Origin of the sequence: Streptomyces sp. UH6 (genome assembly GCF_013421635.1) — a bacterium.
Lineage (GTDB): Bacteria > Actinomycetota > Actinomycetes > Streptomycetales > Streptomycetaceae > Streptomyces > Streptomyces abyssomicinicus.
Window position 1 is genome coordinate 1 of record NZ_JACADT010000656.1, and the last position, 3,251, is coordinate 3,251.

A 3,251-nucleotide genomic window follows, 5' to 3' on the forward strand; every position below is an offset into this window, starting at 1 on the left:
CGTGGGCCAGCGCGCCGCGCAGCATCGTGCCGCTGACCCGCAGCACCATCCGCCCGACCGGGTGCCGTTCCGCGTGGTAGGTGTCGAGGAGCGGCTCCCCGGCGTGCCCGCCGAGCACGGCGGCCAGCTTCCAGCCGAGGTTGGCGGCGTCCTGGAGGCCGGTGTTCATGCCCTGGCCGCCGGCCGGGGAGTGGACGTGCGCGGCGTCGCCGGCCAGCAGGACCCTGCCGACCCGGTACGCGGGCACCTGCCGTTCGTCGCTGTGGAAGCGGGACATCCAGCGCGGGTCGTGCATCCCGAAGTCGGTGCCGAGGGCGCTGCGGACGACCTCGCGGACCTCGTCGAGGCTCACCGGGTCGCTGTCCGGCCGGTCGTCGCCGCGCCGCCAGCCGGTCACCCGGTGGTAGCCGTCACCGAAGGGGGCGACCAGCGCGAAGCCCTCCGGTCCGGCGTCGACGGCGAGCGCGGAGCCGGTCTCCTCGGTCAGCCTGACGTCGGCGAGGACGAGGGAGCGGATCGCCGAGCGCCCGGGGAACGGCAGCCCGACCAGTTCCCGGACCGCGCTGTGCGCGCCGTCGGTACCCACCACGTAGGCGGCGCGCAGGGACGCGCCGCCGCCGGGCGTGGCGACCTCGACCGTCACCCCGTCGGCGTCCTGGACGAGTCCGGTCACCTCGGTCTCGTACGCGAAGCGCACCCCGGCCCCGGCGGCGCGCCGCTCCAGCAGCCGTTCCACCTCGTACTGCGGGACGACCAGGATGTAGGGGAAGCGCGTGGGGAGCGAGCCCAGCTCCAGCGAGAGGCCCCCGAAGAGGCGGAAACTTCCGAGGCGGCGGCCGGTCCCGGCCAGCTCGTCGGCGAGGCCGCGGGCGTCGAGCTGCTCCATGGTGCGGGCGTGCACCACCAGGGCGCGGGAGAGGTTGCTGATGCCGTGCGGACGCTTCTCCACCAGGGTGACCGGGACGCCGGCCTCGGCGAGGTCCCCGGCCAGCAGCAGCCCGGTGGGTCCGGCGCCGACGACGATCACGGAGCGGGACACGTCGTCGGCGTGGTGCGCGGTGGTGCCCTGAACAGTGGTCATGAGGCCTCCCGAGGTCGGTGGCCGCAGAGGTGACCCAGTAGGTCAACACCTGTTGGCCAACGCTTGTTGACTAAGCTAGACCCGCGGGTCTGGACGGTCAACAGCTGTTGGCCTACGTTTGTTGGCATGACCGAGAACAGCCCACCGGCCGACACCGGGACGCGCCGCCCCCGCCGCTCCGAGGCGACCCGGGCGGCGATCCTGCGGGCGGCCGTCGCGCGGTTCGCGGCCGACGGGTACGAGCGCGCCACCATCCGCGCCATCGCCCGGGACGCGGACATCGACCCGTCGATGGTGATGCGCTACTACGGCAGCAAGGAGGGGCTGTTCCGGGCCGCCTCGGAGATCGACCTGCGGATGCCGGACTTCGCCGGGGTGCGCCCCGAGGAGGCCGGCGAGGCGCTGGTGCGGCACTTCCTCCAGCGGTGGGAGGAGGACGGCTCACTGGCCGCGATGCTCCGGGTCGGGCTCGCCTCCGGGCTGGACGAAGGGCGGCAGCAGGCCCTGCTGGAGGGTCAGGTCGGGCCGGCGGTGGCCCGGTTCTGCGCGGTCCCGGCCGAGGTTCCGCGCCGCACGGCGCTGGTCGCCTCACAGGTCCTGGGCATGGCGGTGCTCCGCTACCTGCTGGAGGTGCCGACGGTCACCTCGATGACCCATGACGAGATCGTGGCGTGGCTCGCCCCGACGGTGCAGCGCTACGTCACCGCGGAGGACGCCTGAGGACCGCAGCGGAACACCGCACGGAACACCCGAAGCACCCCCGGACGCACGCCGAGGGCGCCGTCCGCGCGCCACGGAGCTTCGTGGCACGAGGACGGCACCCTCGGCGATCTGCGGTTCGGCGGGCCGGCCCCTGCGGGCCGGCGGGCGTCCGGCCGGGGCCGGGCGACCGGGTCAGGAGTTCTTGGTCCTGATGTTGGTCGACGTCACGCGGTGCTCCTCCTTGGACCTGTCCAGGACCATGACGGCACCGGCGATCGCGGCGAAGAGCACGATCGGGAGGACGACGTAGAGGCCCAGGGTCTCCACGACGCTCAGGCCGGTGCCGGGGTCGTCACCGTCGTCGCGGGTGAGCGCGAACGCGGGGGACGACATGAGCAGCATCATCAGCGTCGTGCCGGCGGCCAGGGCGCCGGTGCGCAGGGCGTTCTTCTTGTCCACGGCGCCCAAGGTACCCAACGCGGGGAGAGGCCGCGCGCCCGGGGTGCCCACCGCCGGGCGTGTCAGCCGGGCGCGTCCTGTTCCGGGTGCTCCCGCACCGGCTCGTCGAGGCCCGCCAGCAGGGCGTGCAGCCGTGGGGAGGAGGAGATCTCCTCCAGCGTGACGGGGCGGCCCTCGCCGTCGGCCACCGGCAGCCGCCAGTTGGGGTACTCGTCCGAGGTCCCGGGGACGTTCTGCGGACGCCGGTCGCCGACGCCGTCGGGGAGCCAGACGCCGACCAGGCGGGCCGGGGTCCGCCACAGGAACCGGTGCAGGGCGAGGACGACGTCCTCCTCGCGGGTGCCCTCCAGCAGGCCGCGGCCGTCCAGTTCGGCCAGCCACTCCCCCAGTTCGGCCGCCGCCTCCTGCCGCTCGGTCTCCGCCGGCCGGGTGAGCAGACCGAGCCGGTCCCGCAGGTCCACGTGGTCGTGGGCGATCCGGGAGGCGGTGGGCGGCAGGTCGTGGGTGGTGACGGTGGCCAGGCAGTCGGCCCGCCAACTCCCGGGGGCGAGGGGGCGGCCGTCGGTCTCCCAGGCGCGCTCGAACCAGAGCACCGAGGTGCCGAGGACCCCCCGGTCCCGCAGTGCCTCGCGGACGCCGGGCTCGACCGTGCCGAGATCCTCGCCGATGACGGCGGCGCCGGCCCGGTGCGCCTCCAGGGCGAGGACCGCGAGCATGGCCTCGGCGTCGTACCGGACGTAGGTTCCCCGGGTGGGCGGACGGCCCTGGGGGACCCACCAGAGCCGGAAGAGACCCATCACGTGGTCGATGCGCAGCGCCCCGGCGTGCCGGAACCGGGCGCGCAGCAGGTCGCGCAGCGGTGCGTAGCCGGTCTCGGCGAGGCGGTCGGGGCGCCAGGGCGGCAGGCCCCAGTCCTGTCCGCGCGCGTTGAAGGCGTCGGGGGGCGCCCCCACCGAGATGCCGGAGGCGAAGCAGTCCCTCAGGGCCCAGGTGTCCGCGCCCGCCGGGT

Annotated in this window: 4 protein-coding genes; 1 reads left to right on the plus strand and 3 read right to left on the minus strand. The window is 74.8% G+C overall.

From position 1 onward, the window contains the following. Positions 1-1,081: FAD-dependent monooxygenase (locus HW445_RS23750; RefSeq protein WP_180222985.1), on the minus strand; the 1,081-nt coding region annotated here is incomplete at its 3' end. Between the two features lie 126 nt (positions 1,082-1,207). Between HW445_RS23750 and HW445_RS23755 the strand changes: the two genes are divergently transcribed. After that, a complete protein-coding gene (locus HW445_RS23755; protein ID WP_180222986.1) occupies positions 1,208-1,801 on the plus strand; it encodes a TetR family transcriptional regulator in 594 nt (197 codons plus the stop codon). Between the two features lie 174 nt (positions 1,802-1,975). On the opposite strand, the gene HW445_RS23760 is transcribed toward HW445_RS23755, so the two are convergent. Together HW445_RS23760 and HW445_RS23765 are read right to left on the minus strand one after the other, a co-directional pair. Further along, positions 1,976-2,242, minus strand: a complete 267-nt coding sequence (locus HW445_RS23760; protein WP_180222987.1) for a hypothetical protein — start codon at positions 2,240-2,242, stop codon at positions 1,976-1,978. 62 nt (positions 2,243-2,304) lie between these two features. Further along, the coding region (locus HW445_RS23765) for a 4-alpha-glucanotransferase (RefSeq protein WP_180222988.1) at positions 2,305-3,251 on the minus strand (947 nt) is incomplete at its 5' end.